Raw genomic sequence first — 15,949 nt, forward strand, 5'->3', positions numbered from 1 at the left:
TTAAAATACCGTTTACTTTACAGTTTACTTACTGTAAATTTATTACCATATACTTATAGGAAGGAAGTTTTCCAAATGCACCGACTTCTAAAAACAGTTGCCGTTATTTCACTTGTTCTCCCATCTCTTCTGATTGCTCCTTTTCAATCATCCGCAGAAACCAACCAAGAAGATAGCGAGAGTAAAAGAGTCATAGTGAAATACAAATCGAATGAGTTTTCCTCTCAATCTATGAATGATAGTAAAAATGTTGAAATTATTCACGTAGAGCCAGACGAAGTAACCGAGACAATAAAAGAGTATGAGGATAAACCTAATGTGGAATATGTCGAAGAAGAACTCGAGTATTCCTACTTTGGTACTGTAAATGACCCTTATTTCAAAGAGTACCAAAAGTTACACTTTGATTACTCGCAAGTCACAAAGGCTTGGGATCTCTATTCTCCAAAGAAAAAAATCGTCATTGCCGTTCTTGATTCAGGCATAGACATGAACCATCCTGATTTAAAAAATCAAATTATAAAACCCTACAATGCCGTAAAGCCTGGTTCACAACCAACTGATAACAATGGACATGGAACACATGTAGCTGGTTTAGTCGGTGCACAAACAAATAATAAAGTTGGAGTTGCTTCGATTGCAAAAAATGTTTCTATCATGCCAGTAAAGGTCGGAGATGAAGCACCTAGTACAATTGATATTGCAGAAGGAATCTACTATGCTGTCGATAATGGTGCAAATATCATCAATTTAAGCCTAGGTGGGGCTTATAGTAAGTATGTCGATGACGCAATTCAGTATGCGTACAATAAAGGAGTAATCGTTGTTGCGGCTTCCGGAAATAGTAGCACAAGTATTCGTCATTACCCCGCAGCCTTAACAAGTGTAATGAGTGTCGCTGCAATCGATACAGCATCCAAATCATTAGCCAATTACTCAAATTACGGAAATTGGGTGACGATTGCTGCTCCAGGCACAGACTTATTAAGTACGGTGCCAACTAGCATGGCTTCGAATCCTTATGGATTCATGAGCGGAACAAGTATGGCCACGCCTATGGTTGCCTCCTTTGCTGGTCTATTAAAGGGCCAATATCCGAATTTGAATCATAATCAATTAAGATGGATGATGGAATACACAAGTATGGACTATAACGGCTCACAATATCATCAAAACGGTGCAATTAACGCATGGGATGCAGTCCAATTATATGATACTTTTGCAAGAATCTATGGGAAGACCTCGGTTGACACATCAAATGAAATGGCACTAGCAGCTTGGGAATCCCTAACTGAAAAGAGTCTAGGTCAAAAGAAAGGGAAATTTGTCATTCTTGCCAGCAATCAATCGTTTCCTGATAGTTTATCAGCAGGTGCATTATCGTATTTATTAGATACACCGATTTTACTAACATATCCTACTAAGTTAAATCAATCAACGGTTAGTACTCTTAAAAAATTAGGTGCAACTGATGTTGCTATTTTAGGGGGCACTGTAGCGGTTTCAAATGCTGTGGAAAATAGCCTTAAGAACAATGGATTTGGCACATTAAGATTAAAAGGTGATAATCGCTATAAAACAGCTTCCATTATCAATGATTATATTGCAAAGCCAAATGGCACAGTTATCGTCGCAAACGGTCGGAGCTTTCCAGATGCACTATCAATATCTAGCTTTTCTGCTAGCCTGCAAATTCCAATTGTATTCGTAGAAAAAGATAAAATTCCACAGGAAACAAAGGATTTCCTAAATAAATATAAATTCTCAAAAACATTCGTTGTTGGTGGAACAGGAGTAGTATCTGATAAAGTGTTAAAATCATTACCAAACCCACAGCGCCTTTCTGGAAAAACAAGATATGAAACCAATGTGAGGGTCCTGCAACATTTCATTCCTTCTAATAATACAGATGGTTTCCTCATCGCAACTGGTCGTAATTTCCCTGATGCATTATCAGGAGGTGCTGTTTCAGCAAAGGTTGAATATCCGTTACTATTAGTAGATTCTACTAAAATACCAACGGAAACAAATACATTTTTAAATACGAATCTTAAAAATGTGCCGTATGTTATTGACATGGCTGTTTTAGGAGGGAAAGCTGCTGTTTCAAGCGAAACTTTATGGAAGTTAGATGCGAAACTATTTGATCGCTTTTATAAGGAACAATATTCTCCAAGTGGTAGCTACCAATCCACTTCCTCAACTAAAAACGAACTTAAATTTGCTAATAAAGTAAAATAATAAGGAAAGAGGGGCTGTCTGTAAGACGCCCCTCTTTCTTAAAATACACGTTTTGCACCTAAATATCTTGGTTTGAAATAATTATTTGATAAGTCCGTAATGGTCACACCTTGGGATGAGCTAGCATGAATAAACTTTCCATCACCCAAATAGATTCCGGCATGTGAAGGACCTGGCTTGTATGTCTCAAAAAAGACAATATCCCCTATTTCCGGTGAACTCACAGATGTACCAGCTTTGTAAATATCAGCTGTAGTTCGTGGCAAAGAAATACCGTGCATTCCATACACATAATTTAAATAGCCACTGCAATCAAAACCTCTAGTAGTCGTTCCGCCCCAAAGATAGGGAACCCCCTGTAATGACTTCGCTGTTTCAATGATTTCATTTACATCAAATGATAGTTGGCGTACAACCTCATCAGAAACAGCAAAAGTCCCACCAATAATTGTGAATGATTTGATTCCCTGCGCCTCAATCACATTATGAATTGCCGTCGGCACTTTCGTTTTATCTACCAATAGAATCGAAGAATTCCTTTTTGCAGCTAGTACCGATCCTGCTAATGCATCTGCAAATTGATTACCAGTTGCCAGGTATGCTCTTTCAACCTTTAGATTAAAAGTATCAATTATTTTTGCAGAGGTATCATAGCGGCTTTCGCCAGATACACGTTTAGGACCTGGCAGTTCTGCATATACACTCGTCGATACAGCCTTTTCACCACCAACGACAATCGTATTCTTGTAACTTCCTAAAACCTCCTTTATAGAGGCTGGAATCGAATCTTTTGTTGTTAATAGAATCGGATATCCTTTTTTAGCCGCATAGGAAGCAATCGATAAACTATCTGGAAAATTCCCCCCGTACACAACTACCGCAGTGTCCGCTGACGTATTCATGATTTTTGCGATTTCTGCTGAGGTTTCATAGCGATTTTGTCCACTGATTCTCGAAACATTAAAATTTTGACTTTGCAACTGAGCTTCAACCGTTTCAGATATACTACCTTTTCCACCGAGCAAAATGATGTTTTTAGCGCCTAATCTATTAATCTCTTTTTCAGTCGATACTGGTAATTGATTGCTTGCAGTTAAGAGAATTGGAGCATTAAGTGAATAAGCTAACGGTGTTCCTGCTAATGCATCAGGATAGTTTGTCCCCACTGCTAATACAACAGTTTCAGCTGAACTCCAGCCCTCCTGTGAAACCTTAACAGCTGTTTCATACCGGTCAGGTCCTTTAATTCGATCAACAGTGATTCCTGATGCTTCTGCCTTATTGAATGAGATCAATAATAATGCAAGAATGATAATGGCAAACAAGAATTGCAGTTTAAAATTTTGAAAATATGTCTGTAATGAAGGCATATTCTTCTCCTTTATTTTTTATAGCAAATTTTTCATCAACGACGACTATAATACCATCATTCTATCACGCATATTTTATCGAAAACAATAAAATCATGTAACAAAAAAGGATCATATGTCCTGTTCATTATAACGTAAAAGTGGGACATGGGGACAGGTTTATTGTCCCTGTAAAAAAAAGGAAGGGACAGTTAACCTGTCCCTCTGTCCCTTACTATTTTTTTCATGTATGTAATGAGTTCTTCTCGGAGGTCTTCGTATTGAAGTGCGACGTCGATTGATGCTTTCATGAAACCAAGTTTATCTCCGACATCATAGCGTTTTCCTTCGAATTCATAGGCAAGTATCGCTTGTCTTTCATTCAGCTTCTGCAAGGCATCTGTTAATTGAATTTCTCCTCCTGTACCGATTGGTAGTGTATCGAGAATTTCAAAGATTTCTGGTTGTAATATATACCTACCCATAATCGCAAAGTTTGATGGTGCCTTTTCAATTTCCGGTTTTTCTATCAGACCTTTTACTTGAAGCACTTTTTGATCAACATGAGGACCAATTTCCAAAATCCCATATTTCGAAACTGATTCTTTCGGAACTTCCTTAGTTGCAATCACCGAGCAACGGTAACGTTCAAATACATTCATTAATTGCTTTAGGCAAGGTTCTTCTTTTGATTGGATGATGTCATCACCTAGCATAACTGCAAAAGGCTCATCCCCAATAAAACGCCTTGCACAATAGATTGCATGCCCTAGACCCAAAGGCTCTTTTTGGCGGATGTAATGAATGTTCGCCATGTTTGAAATACGTTGCACCCCTTCAAGTTCATCCCACTTCTGCCTCTTTGCTAAGGTTTCCTCGAGCTCATAGGATTTATCAAAATGATCCTCAATCGCCCTCTTTCCTCGGCCAGTAACAATTATAATGTCTTCAATCCCTGATTCAATCGCTTCTTCTACAATGTATTGAATGGTCGGTTTATCAACGATTGGAAGCATCTCTTTTGGCTGTGCTTTTGTGGCTGGTAAAAATCTTGTACCTAAACCTGCTGCTGGGATAATGACTTTTCGGATTTTCATGGTTATCACTCCTTAACTATCCTTACCATATTTTTATTTCTATTGTACTACTAAAATGACAACTCCCTTTATTTACCCATTCCTCTAAAATATTACTATTGTACATTCGACAAGATGTGACTATAATCGTAATAGACTTTAAATAAAGGAAGATGAAGCTTGAGAAAAGACCGGACAAGGAACAATAAGAGAAAAAGCGTAAAATAATACTATTTTCCATACTCGGAATAATTTTAGCAATCATTCTTGGAGTATCCCTCTATATTTATTTTACAGTAAATTCTACTTTAAATGAAATTCATGAACCGATTCAACGTGAAGTCTCTGAAAAGAGAACAGAAAAAATTGATTTAGAGAGAAAAGATCCAATCTCTGTTCTGTTAATTGGGACGGATAAAGTAACGGACGAAGAGGATAAAGGCCGTAGTGACTCATTGAATGTAATCACAATCAATCCGAACACAAAGTCAATGAAGGTTGTTAGTATCCCCCGAGATACTAGAACTGAAATGATTGGAAAAGGCAAAGAAGATAAAATTACCGCGGCACACGCATACGGCGGTCTTGAAATGACATTGGCAACTGTCGAAAACTTCTTACAAGTACCTGTTGATTATTACGTTACCCTCAATATGGAAGGATTTAAGGACATCGTAGACGCAGTGGGTGGTATCACGGTTGATAACAAATTCGCCTTCTCAAATAATGGCCATTACTTTGAAAAAGGAACCATCAATCTAAATGGTGAAGAGGCTTTGGCTTATTCTCGAATGCGTAAAAATGATCCTAATCCTATTGGTGATATTGGACGAACAGATCGTCACAAACAAGTCATTCAAGCAATTGCTGAAAAAGGGGCATCCTTTAATTCTGTAAAGAATTTTGCTGACATTTTAGGCGCAATAGGAAACAATGTAAAAACAAATCTTTCCTTTGATGAAATGCTTGATCTCCAGAAAAACTATACGTCTGCCCGACAAAATATCGAAACGTTAAAAATTGAAGGGGCTGGAGAATATATCAATGAACGGTTCTTTTACATGGTATCTGACGATGAAAAAAATCGAATTACCTCTGTACTAAAAGAACACTTAGAGATTGAATAATTCACAAAAAAGGCATTGCGTGCGCAATGCCTTTTCCTATTTTCAGATTCAACTATTGAAAGATTCAGGTGCCTGATCTATTTTCCCAAAATGATGTAGAATAGCTTGTACAATTCGATAAGAAGCATGCCCGTCACCATAAGGGTTTGAGGCCTTTGCCATTTTGTCATAGGCTTCTTGGTTATTCAGCAATTCATACGCCATTTGGTAGATGGTTTCTTCGTCTGTACCTGCAAGTTTTAGTGTTCCAGCTTCAATACCTTCAGGTCGTTCGGTCGTATCACGTAACACAAGGACTGGAACTCCTAACGAAGGTGCTTCTTCTTGGACTCCACCTGAATCCGTTAAGATGAGGTAGGATTTTGAAGCAAAGTTATGGAAATCAAGCACTCCTAGAGGCTCGATGAGATGAATGCGACTGTCATTCCCAAGGATTTCATCCGCTATTTCTCTTACAGCTGGATTTAAATGAACGGGATAAATGACCTGTACATCCTTATGCTCAGTAACAAGACGTTTAATTGCCCTAAACATATTTCTCATCGGCTCTCCTAAATTTTCTCGTCTGTGGGCCGTCAAAAGAATAAGACGATCGTCGCCAACTTTATCAAGAACTTCATGATGATAATCTTCAGTAACTGTTGTTTTTAATGCATCAATCGCCGTGTTACCGGTAATAAAAATTGTATCTTCTTTTTTATTTTCCGCTATTAAGTTTTCATATGACTTATGGGTTGGTGCAAAATGAAGATCTGCAATCACTCCAGTTAGTTGACGGTTCATCTCCTCGGGAAATGGAGAATATTTATTCCAGGTTCTTAGTCCCGCTTCCACATGTCCAACACTTGCCTGATTGTACAAAGCAGCAAGACTGGCAACAAAGGTTGTTGTTGTATCACCATGAACAAGAACAATATTTGGCTGAACCTCTTTAATCACTTCATCCAGTCCCTCAAGAGCCCTTGTTGTTACACCTGTAAGAGTTTGACGATCCTTCATAATATTCAAATCAAAATCAGGGGTAATATCAAATATCTCTAGCACCTGATCAAGCATTTGTCGGTGTTGTGCCGTAACCGTTACAATCGATTCAATTTGTTCTGGATATTTTTCTAGTTCTTTTACTAAAGGTGCCATTTTAATGGCCTCTGGTCTTGTACCAAAAACAGTCATTACCTTTACTCGATTAGTCATTAATCTCACCTTCTAGTTGATTGTTTAAAAAATCTCTTGCTCATCACTTTGATGGTAGTCCATGTAAATATGCATCTGACCACTCATACAATTGTAACATAGCATTGTACTTATCAACATAATCATCTTTTGCATCCGTGATTTGTTTGGTTATCAGATTATAGGTTCTTGCATTTCTTTGCCTTGTTTTCGGAACAAATAAAACATCATCATCAATATAAGAACCTGTTGGCAGATAATACCTCATCCCTAGAAGATTGGTGTCGTAATTTAACAGGTCTTGTCCAAATATTTTTTGGTCCTCAAGCGAGACACCCAATACATTCGCAAGAGTTGGCATAATATCAATTTGCCCACCGATTCTTGTGATTTCTTCTCCATGCGTTACACCAGGTATCGTTAGCACAAATGGTATATTGAACCTATCAACTAATGAATATCCATGTCCTAAAACACGTTCCTTCATTAGTTTAGTATCCTTACTCATCATCAGTTTCCCATGCAAGCCAGAATGATCACCATAAAGCGCAATAATGGAGTTTTCCCACAAACCTGATTGCTTTAGTCCCTTAATAAACTCCCCTAATGCACGGTCTGTATAATTCATCGATTTTAAATAGTTACCAACCAAAGTACCGTCAAATTCTTTTGGTAAGTCAATTCCAATCTTTTCTTCTGGAATCTCAAACGGTGTATGGCTAGTTAACGTCAACACGTGTGCATAAAAACGTTGATTCTTATCTTGCATTTCCATTAATGCCTTTAAGGTACCAGTAAATAGTACTTCATCGGATGAACCAAAGCCTACAATATCTTCTTCACCGAAATAATGATCGTCATAAAACTTATCAAATCCTAAGCTCGGGTATAACGTATTTCGGTTCCAATAAGTAATTTCATCAGCATGAAAAGTCGTCGTTACATACCCATTATCCTTTAATACTCGTGGCAAGCTAGGAAATTTTTTATCTACTAAGGTCTTCGACACCGCTTGTTTTCCTAGAGGATATAGCGAAGTATTCACTAAAAACTCAGCATCCGACGTATTCCCTGCTCCAATTTGTTGAAAGACATTCGAAAAATGAAAACTATCCGTAAGCAATGCATTGAGATTCGGCGTAATTTCAACGCCATCAATTTCAAGATTAAGTAAAAAGTCTTGCATCGATTCAACTTGGATCAAGATGAGGTTTCGATCTTTCGCCGCACCGAAATATTCAAATTCAGTTGGATTTATCCGTTTTGCACCCTTCACCTCTAGAATATCTTCTGTTGTAAAATGGGTATCCACTTGCTTCTGATTAAGTCCCTGGTAAATTTCAAGAATCTGATAATGGAGCATCCCTCTTCCTTGCGCAATAGAAGTTGGGTCTATAATATCATCGTCTTTTCCTAAAAATAGATTGACACCTGACACTACAAGAGAGAGAGCCAAAAGAATCGTTAAACCTACTTTGTTAAAAGCACGCTGTTGGCTTACTAATTTGTTTTTCCAAATTAAGAACGGAATAAGTAAAAAGTCTGCAAAGAACAAGAAATGAATGGGTCTTACTAATAAAAAGATACTTTCACTGACAGAACCAACTTGATCAAGTTGGGTTAAATCATAGTAGGAGGGCAATGTACTAAAATAACTAAAATAAATCACAACGGAAAATAGAAAGGTGGAAAGAACGAGATTTAAGAATAAATAAGCCCATAGTCTTCCCTTACGAATAATAAATTCAATTAAAACCATAACTAGAATGACTGGGCTTATTTCTGTAAGAAGCAGCCTCAAAATATCAAAATCTTTATATAAGAAGTAACGTATCATTAAAATTTTTGTTAAAAATATCAATAAAAACAAGATAAAATAGTCAATTTTTTTTACAACTTTTTTCACCGGTGTATGCCTCCATTTTCCTAGTGAATTCCCACCTATCTTAACTTTTTTTGTATAGCTTGTAAACTCCTTGTAAATATTTTGTAAAACTTTATAGAAAACATTTTCATGTATGAATTTCATTCTTTTCCAAAACATAAAAACAAAGTGACTTTTTGTAAAGTGTGGGTGAAATCATGTTTAGGTTTATTTTGTTATTCATCATCTTGTTTTTGGCTGGATGCTCTGCTGGTTTTCAAAATAATGATTCCGATAAGAACCAAAAAATTCAAACGCTGGATAACCAAGAGAATACCATTATTGATACTGAAGGAAGTCCACAGCTTTCTTTTGATGATTTTAAACAAAGATGGAATTCTCTTGTCGCGGAGCAAATGTCAGGTTTAGAAATAGCAGGTTTAGAAGGAATTACCGAAGATGAGGGTCTGTATTATCGTGCAATGTTAACGAAGGAAATTGAGTTGAGAATTTTTGAGGACCAACATAATGTTCAAAAGCTTGAAGTTCATACTCAAGGGAAGACACCAACAGTGAGGAGGCAAATGCTTACTTCCTGGAGTCATGTTGTAAACATGATGCAGCAGGAAATGAAATTTGAGGATGTCGACGCATTGTTCCATGAGGCTGGAGTTGGGCCAAATTTTGATATTTCCAATGTTAAAGAAAAAAAATGATCCAAGAAGGGATTATTTATGAAATCCTCCCTACTGAAAATGGATTTATTTTTAAAGCGTCCTATCAACAAACACCTTAAGGGGGTACATCTATGAAATATTTGAAGCTCCTACTCGTTTTTATATTAGCTATTGGATTATTGCTACCAGTGCAAGAATTTACTCATGCTCAAACTCGCTTATTTAATATGTCTTATCTCTTTTTCGGGAGTCCTTCTACCTATGTTTCACAGGTGAATAAGACGAAAGGCAGCTTAGATGTCGTATCCCCCAATTATTTTGACATCTCTGAAAGCGGACAACTTATTATTAACTGGAACCTCGATTCTGTTTTTATCGATGAAATGCATCGTCGTGGAATGAGAGTGGTTCCTTTTTTAGCAAATCACTGGAATCTAACCGCTGGTAAGAATGGGTTAAATAATCGAGAACAGTTGGCCAAAGATGTAGCAGCAGCTGTTGCTAAATATGAATTAGATGGTGTAAACGTTGATATTGAGGGTGTCAACCAGACATATCGAGATGCTCATACTGACTTTATAAGACTTTTACGTAAGTATATACCCGATGATAAAGAGGTTTCAGTAGCAACAGCTGCTAACCCAAATGGATGGCAAACCGGCTGGCATGGATTCTATGATTATAAAGGTCTGTCACAGTATGTAAACTATCTAATGATTATGGCTTATGACGAAACCTGGGAATCACCTGAAAGTCCGATTGGACCAGTCTCAAGCCTTTCTTTTTTGAAAAGTCAATTCAATATGCGATTAAGCAAGGAGTACCTAAGGATCGAATCGTGGCAGGTCTTCCTTTTTACGGGCGAATGTGGAAGCTAGATGGCCCAACAACAGAAGGAGTTACGATTGCTGGAAAAGGACTATCAAGTACGAGAGTAGACCCCCTGGTGGATAAATTTAATGGAAAAATCACCTTTGATGAAAAAACACAATCCACAAATGCAACCTTCACCATTCCAAAGGGGCAAAGCGCATTTCTTGGAACAACAAAATTAACAGAAGGAAATTATGTCATTTGGTATGATAACGAGCCTGCTATAAGAGCAAAGTTACAACTTCCAAAACAATATGGAATCAAAGGGACTGGTTCCTGGGCTTTATATCACGAGACACCCGATACATGGGATTATTATACGGCAGCACTTAATTGGGAAGATGTAAAAAAAGTGGTTACTCGATTTGGTTCTGGGCCTATGGGGGTTACAACAACGGATGTTAACTTTCGAGGGAGCCCTTCAACTAGCGGAAATTTAAAAGGTTCTTTAATAAGGAATACTCCCCTAAAAATCACAGGTGAGCCTGTTCCTGCTGATAACTATCAATGGTTTCCCATAAAATTAATGGACGGAGCTGAAGGTTTTGTAGCTGGAAACTATTTAAAAAAATTCTATTTGAATGAGCTTTATGGAAAATCCCGATATGACACAAGTACCCTTGTATCATCAGAAGGCTGGAAGGAAAAAAGCGAAGCGGTTGTATTAGGACGTGGCGATCTTCCAATAGATGCATTAACCGGAAGTGTGCTTGCAACCAAATTTCAGTCGCCTCTATTGTTAACAAGCAGCAAGTCATTGCCTGACAATGTTGTAGAGGAAATCGGGCGACTCACCCCCTCTACTGTTTATTTATTAGGCGGAGAGCAAGCAATATCTGGAACGATTGAATCGACTTTGAAACAAATGGGATATACAGTGAAGCGAATCGCTGGCAAAAGTAGATATGACACATCGATACAGGTTGCTAATGAAGTCGGGGTGCAGAATGAGATGTTCCTGACCACCGGCAAAGATTCGCCAGATGCTTTGTCTGTCGCACCTTATGCGGGCATGAGCCAGATTCCGATTTTGTTAACAAAACAAGACTCCCTTCCGGATGAAATAAAAACTTTCATTTCTGAACGAGGAATAGCGAAGGTTACAATTATTGGAGGTACAGGTGCAGTCTCAGAGGGGATTATTAATGAACTAAAAGACCTTGGCGTTCAGGACATTGAAAGAGTGTCAGGAAAAAGTCGGTATGATACGAGTGTTGCCATTGCCACTCGATATAAGTCAGAATTAGACCTGTCTTCTCTGTATTTTGCGAGCGGTGTTAGTTATATTGATGCACTACCAGGATCACCTCTAGCAGCTAAAAACGGAGCCCCCATTTTATTAGTTGGTAGTGGCGATTTACCTGAATCAGTTACGGGCTTTTTACAAAACGAGCTACCTGCAACACCTAATGTAAACATTATCGGGGGATATGGTGTGATTTCGGACACGACAAGGGCTAATTTGTTCAGGGTAATAAAGTAGGTGAATCGTTAAATGAGGAAGAACTGGATCATAGCGGTCCTTCTATTCTTTGGATTAATGGGTTTAACGGTAGGTCATTACAAAGACAATCGTTTGCCGGAAGAAAAAGTATTCCAAATTTCAAATAACCATGAAGCTGTCCAAACATGGATGGAGAAACATCAAGTAGGTGGACGGGTTTCTGTCACCTCTATTAATAATGAGTCACCACAACTTATTGAGAGTAGTGTAAAAAAAACAAATGAAAATTGGGAGGTTACGTACCAGGCAAACACAGGAAAAAATCCTATGTTTTTACGAGTAACAGTTGCGGGTAATGGCGAGATACAGTCTATCAAGGAAGAGGACAGAGTGGTTATCCTCTTTAAAGACGAAGTAAATCTAACCCCCATTGAGAATGCAGAAGGTAAAATCATTGATGTAACAGAAGAAATTCCAGTCGCAAGTGCAACGGTCCCTTCGGAGACTGTAAATGAACTTGAAGACAATCCCGATATTGTTGCGGTTGAGGACGATGTACTTCTATCCATTCATCAACAGAACGCCGATTGGGGCATTGAGACGGTCCGAACACCTTCAGCTTGGAAGGCTAATTACTCCGGTAAAGGTGTTAAGATTGCGATTATCGATACAGGGATTGATTTGGAACATCAAGACCTTAAATTAGCAGGTGGAGCATCCTTTGTTTCCTATACGGATTCTTTTCACGATGATGAAGGACATGGTACCCATGTAGCAGGGATTATTGGTGCCCAAAATAATTCAATTGGCTCAATTGGTATAGCATACAATTCTTCCCTATTCGCTGTAAAGGTATTGGATTCTAATGGCGACGGCTATCTTTCCGATATTATCGAAGGGATTGATTGGGCCATTTCAAATAAGATGGATATTATTAATTTGAGTTTAGGCTCTGATACACATTCACCTGCCCTTAAGACAGCTGTAGATAAAGCCTATCAACAAAACATATTGGTTGTTGCATCTGCCGGCAACTCAGGAGCATTCGAAACAATTGACACAATTGGGTATCCTGCCAAATATGATTCAACGATTGCAGTCGGAGCAGTAGGACCAAATCTTCAATATGCGAATTTTTCATCCTCTGGACCATCACTAGAAGTTGTAGCACCAGGAGTAAATATCATAAGCACGTACGCCGGGAACACCTATGCAAAATTATCTGGCACCTCAATGGCAGCTCCTTATGTATCAGGCAACCTTGCATTATTAAAACAAGCACACCCGGATATGTCCCCGCAGCAGCTTAGGACACTTTTACACCTAAATGTAAAAGACCTTGGTTTGTTTGGAAGAGATCGCTTTTATGGATATGGACTCATCCAAAGTTCTTCAAGTGATTCCATCCACGGAAGAAGTCGATATGAAACGAGTGTACGTATTTCAAAAAGAGGCTGGAATGAAGGATCTGATACTGTAATCCTTGGGCGCGGGGATATTCCAATTGATACGTTAACAGGGAGTGTTTTAGCAAGTAAATTGAATGCACCTATACTTTTAACGAAACCAACAGCCCTCCCTATAGAAGTCCTTGAAGAAATGGAGCGGCTTTCTCCTAAGACTATTATCATTATCGGCGGTGAAATGGCTATTTCAAAAAATATTGAAGAACAACTTTCTTCAATTGGATATTCGGTACAAAGAATTTCCGGTACTAGCCGCTATAACACTGCCCTTAGGATTGCAAACGAAATCCAAGGAAATGGTGAAATTTTCTTAACTACAGGCGAAAATTCACCTGATCCCCTTTCGATTGCCCCATATGCAGGTCTAATGAAGGCTCCAATTTTATTAACTGGAAAGTCATCGTTACCAGAAGAAGTAAGAGATTATATTCAACAACACCGAATAGAAAAAGCAACAATTATCGGAGGAAAACTTTCGGTTTCAGACGATATTGAGGATGAGTTGAAGGAGCTTGGAATCATGCAAATCGAGCGGATTTCAGGATTAAATCGATATGCAACAAGCATCGCCATTGTAAACAAATATCACAATATACTTTCTGGCCCTATTTTTATTGCAAGTGGTGAAAGCTTTGTTGATGCCTTGCCTGGAGCACCGCTTGCTACAAAAACGAACTCCCCAATATTATTGGTTCATAAGGATCGTGTATCAAATGAGATAAAGGATATGCTCAAAGGTTATCAGCAAATGCCACATCTAAGCTTTCTTGGAGGATACTCAGTTATTAGTATAGAAACAAGAGCAGAAATGGAGAAATTAGGGCAGGACCTGTAAATAAACGCCCCCTCAAAAAGAAGAGGGGGCGAAGTGTTTTTTTAATACTCGCTTAAATATTGCTCTAATGTTAAATCATATTTATCCATAAATACCGCATGTTCAACACCTACATAACGGATGTGCCATGGTTCATACATATAGCCAGTTAGTCTTTCTTTTCCTTTTGGATAGCTAATAATAAACCCGTATTTAGCTGCATTATTCGCTACCCATTTACCCTCTTTCGTTTCACCGAATCGTTCAACAAGTTGAAAGCCAACACCTTTACTTGTGACATCCATTGCAAGACCTGTTTGGTGCTCACTTTGTCCTGGTTTCGCACTAAAACGATTGGCTTCTTTTTGTCCATATCTGGAAACATAGTTGTTGTATAGATACCTTTGAGTGTTGTAAGAACGATAACCTGATTGAGCATATAGAATAATGCCATCATTGTTAGCCGCTCTGAACAACTTTTCTAAGGCGGTGCCTGCTTCCTTCACCATATGTTTTCTCTCAGATACAGTTGTTGAGAATCGTACATTTGGTACTACAAGGTTTTTAGGAACATAATTCTTTGATAAATATGTGTTTTTCGTTACTAGACGAAGTGTTTCACTTTTCTTATTGATGATTGGGCTATAGAGCTTTTTGGAGATAGATGGATCCACCGCTTTTTTCCCACCAATAATCGTGTATTTGTTCACCTTTTGTTTTTTTACAAAACTTTTGACCGAATTATCAACCTTGTCTTGGCTGACTAAAATAATCGGAACATCTCTTTTTGCCGCCATTACAGAGCCTGTTAATGCATCAGCAAAATCTTTACCAGTCACAACAAGCATATCAGTTTTACCTTTAAAGTATCGATTGGCGATAACAGTTGCCGTTTCATATCGACTTGCACCTGAAATACGGATAGGTTTTGGTACATTCTTTTCAACCTTTGCTCCTACTACTTTCGTTCCTCCGATAATGAAGGTGTTACTTACATTATCTAGGTATTTCTGGACATCTGCCCTAGTTATTGTTGAGTCACTTAAAAGAATAATTGGAATATTACGCTTAGCTGCATAAGGTGCAATCACTAAAGCATCTGGGAACTTACTTTGATTTACTGCATAAATATCATGGTGAGATGGATTCAAGTACTCAGCGATTTTTAATGAGGTGCTAACACGATCCGAACCACTAATACGCTCAACCTGTATGCCTTTCTCAATTAATTGTTGTTCCACCTCTTGAGAAATTGCCTTTGTTCCGCCAACTAGAATGATATTTTTCACCTGTAATCTGCTAATCTCAGCCATAGTAGAATCTGGAATGGCATTAGGCTTTGTCAGTAAAATCGGACCGTTTACCTTATAAGCAAGCGGTGTACTTGTAAGAGCGTCAGCAAATTCATCGCCACGCGCCAAAACCACGGTACCTGTACCTTTTGGAAAAGTCTTTTTGGAGACCTCTACTGCTGTTTTGTAGCGGTCTTGTCCTGAAATACGTGATTCAGTCGCAGCAAACGTATTACCAGCATGTAATAAAAAGAAACACACGACTATCAATGATGCTAAAACAAACTTCTTCAAAACAAAATCCCCTTTTCTCTCTAAAACTATCATTATACAAATATAATAACTTCTTAATTATACAAAAAATGATAAAAACTGACATCGCTTTTTTAATAGTTGGGTAAAATTGGGGACAGGTTCCTTGTCCCATTTAAAAGTAGGTCCGGTAAAAGTTAATCTTGTGAGGTTAATATTCTAAAAATATCATTGTTGGATTTTAACCAAAAAATGGGGTGGAGACATATGTCTCCACCCCAGGGAACGGGACAGTTAGCCT

10 protein-coding genes and 1 pseudogene are annotated in these 15,949 nt (G+C 38.2%); 6 read left to right on the plus strand and 5 right to left on the minus strand.

The genetic code is table 11. The features are described from left to right. The first annotated feature begins 75 nt into the window (after positions 1-75). Entirely contained in the window at positions 76-2,241 is a 2,166-nt protein-coding gene (locus tag BTHG_RS11785; protein ID WP_010676948.1) for a S8 family serine peptidase, read from the plus strand. A gap of 38 nt (positions 2,242-2,279) precedes the next feature. On the opposite strand, the gene BTHG_RS11790 is transcribed toward BTHG_RS11785, so the two are convergent. Both BTHG_RS11790 and galU read right to left on the minus strand, forming a co-directional pair. After that, positions 2,280-3,611: a cell wall-binding repeat-containing protein gene (locus tag BTHG_RS11790; protein ID WP_010676949.1), complete on the minus strand. Its 1,332-nt coding sequence runs from the start codon at positions 3,609-3,611 to the stop codon at positions 2,280-2,282. A gap of 191 nt (positions 3,612-3,802) precedes the next feature. After that, a complete protein-coding gene (gene galU / locus BTHG_RS11795; protein ID WP_010676950.1) occupies positions 3,803-4,687 on the minus strand; it encodes a UTP--glucose-1-phosphate uridylyltransferase GalU in 885 nt (294 codons plus the stop codon). A gap of 383 nt (positions 4,688-5,070) precedes the next feature. Between galU and BTHG_RS24780 the strand changes: the two genes are divergently transcribed. Continuing rightward, positions 5,071-5,793, plus strand: coding sequence for an LCP family glycopolymer transferase (locus BTHG_RS24780; protein ID WP_332306431.1), 723 nt, complete (start codon positions 5,071-5,073; stop codon positions 5,791-5,793). Between the two features lie 48 nt (positions 5,794-5,841). Here BTHG_RS24780 and wecB read toward each other — a convergent pair whose 3' ends face one another. Beyond that, a complete protein-coding gene (gene wecB, locus BTHG_RS11805) occupies positions 5,842-6,987 on the minus strand; it encodes a non-hydrolyzing UDP-N-acetylglucosamine 2-epimerase (protein WP_010676952.1) in 1,146 nt (381 codons plus the stop codon). Positions 6,988-7,030: 43 nt separating this feature from the next. After that, positions 7,031-8,872: an LTA synthase family protein gene (locus BTHG_RS11810; protein ID WP_052307790.1), complete on the minus strand. Its 1,842-nt coding sequence runs from the start codon at positions 8,870-8,872 to the stop codon at positions 7,031-7,033. Between the two features lie 176 nt (positions 8,873-9,048). Between BTHG_RS11810 and BTHG_RS11815 the strand changes: the two genes are divergently transcribed. The 4 genes and pseudogenes from BTHG_RS11815 to BTHG_RS25820 all read left to right on the plus strand — a co-directional run bounded on the left by BTHG_RS11815 (position 9,049) and on the right by BTHG_RS25820 (position 14,125). Beyond that, on the plus strand, positions 9,049-9,546 hold the full coding sequence (locus tag BTHG_RS11815) for a hypothetical protein (RefSeq protein WP_010676954.1): 498 nt from the start codon (positions 9,049-9,051) through the stop codon (positions 9,544-9,546). A gap of 188 nt (positions 9,547-9,734) precedes the next feature. Further along, a pseudogene (locus BTHG_RS27820) lies at positions 9,735-11,218 on the plus strand (glycosyl hydrolase family 18 protein); the annotation flags it as partial. A 27-nt stretch (positions 11,219-11,245) separates the two neighbouring features. After that, complete coding sequence (locus BTHG_RS27825) at positions 11,246-11,863, plus strand: cell wall-binding repeat-containing protein (protein ID WP_232284468.1); 618 nt, start codon at positions 11,246-11,248, stop codon at positions 11,861-11,863. A 12-nt stretch (positions 11,864-11,875) separates the two neighbouring features. Next, positions 11,876-14,125, plus strand: coding sequence for a S8 family serine peptidase (locus tag BTHG_RS25820; RefSeq protein WP_010676957.1), 2,250 nt, complete (start codon positions 11,876-11,878; stop codon positions 14,123-14,125). A gap of 41 nt (positions 14,126-14,166) precedes the next feature. On the opposite strand, the gene BTHG_RS25825 is transcribed toward BTHG_RS25820, so the two are convergent. Continuing rightward, positions 14,167-15,690 (minus strand): cell wall-binding repeat-containing protein, encoded by a 1,524-nt coding sequence (locus BTHG_RS25825; protein WP_010676958.1) that lies wholly within the window; start codon positions 15,688-15,690, stop codon positions 14,167-14,169. Positions 15,691-15,949 lie beyond the last annotated feature (259 nt).

This window comes from Bacillus timonensis, from assembly GCF_000285535.1.
Classification (GTDB): Bacteria; Bacillota; Bacilli; order Bacillales; family Bacillaceae_L; genus Ferdinandcohnia; species Ferdinandcohnia timonensis.

Bases quoted from the DNA above. Each gene is read 5' to 3' on its own strand.
- BTHG_RS11785 (WP_010676948.1), top strand. From the start codon at position 76: ATGCACCGACTTCTAAAAACAGTTGCCGTTATTTCACTTGTTCTCCCA.
- BTHG_RS11790 (WP_010676949.1), bottom strand. From the start codon at position 3,611: ATGCCTTCATTACAGACATATTTTCAAAATTTTAAACTGCAATTCTTG.
- galU (WP_010676950.1), bottom strand. From the start codon at position 4,687: ATGAAAATCCGAAAAGTCATTATCCCAGCAGCAGGTTTAGGTACAAGA.
- wecB (WP_010676952.1), bottom strand. From the start codon at position 6,987: ATGACTAATCGAGTAAAGGTAATGACTGTTTTTGGTACAAGACCAGAG.
- BTHG_RS11815 (WP_010676954.1), top strand. From the start codon at position 9,049: ATGTTTAGGTTTATTTTGTTATTCATCATCTTGTTTTTGGCTGGATGC.
- BTHG_RS27825 (WP_232284468.1), top strand. From the start codon at position 11,246: ATGGGATATACAGTGAAGCGAATCGCTGGCAAAAGTAGATATGACACA.
- BTHG_RS25820 (WP_010676957.1), top strand. From the start codon at position 11,876: ATGAGGAAGAACTGGATCATAGCGGTCCTTCTATTCTTTGGATTAATG.